1 protein-coding gene is annotated in these 477 nt (G+C 65.6%); it reads right to left on the minus strand.

Annotated elements, in window-relative coordinates:
* A partial coding sequence (locus AX750_RS26635; RefSeq protein ID WP_197432851.1) for a hypothetical protein occupies window positions 1-477 on the minus strand: 477 nt, incomplete at both ends.

Raw genomic sequence — 477 nt, forward strand, 5'->3', positions numbered from 1 at the left:
AAGACGGGCGGCTTCGCCGTGCTGGAGGAGCGGCAGGATCACCTTTCGGTCTCCTGGGGACAAGACCTGACCGCTGCGCTCCAGAGCGGCGGAGTCCGGCACCCCAGGATGCGCTCGACCGCTCTTGGAAAGCCAAGTGCCGCCGAACGCGCCGACCGTGACACCGATCAGAAAGGAGGCCGCAGCAAGACCCGCCAAGATCCACCCATATTCGCGCAACAGCGCCGTAGGTTCCAAGGCGTGGCCCGTCCGTTCGCTCTGCTCCGAGAGTTTCCTTGCCCGTCTCTCCAGTGTTCCGGCCGCGACGGCCAGGGCCGCTGTCGCATCATGTGCTGCTGATGCTGTGGCGACGTGGAGCAGGAAAACGCGAAAGAGAGGGTCATTCGGCGCAATCCCTACGGCGTTCGCGAGGAGCACGACCTGCTCGGCCGGGTCAGGCTTCGCATCGGCCGTTCGGATGCGGTTCAGCAGGTCCGT

This window comes from Methylobacterium sp. CCH7-A2, assembly GCF_001557075.1.
Taxonomy (GTDB): Bacteria; Pseudomonadota; Alphaproteobacteria; order Rhizobiales; family Beijerinckiaceae; genus Allobosea; species Allobosea massiliensis.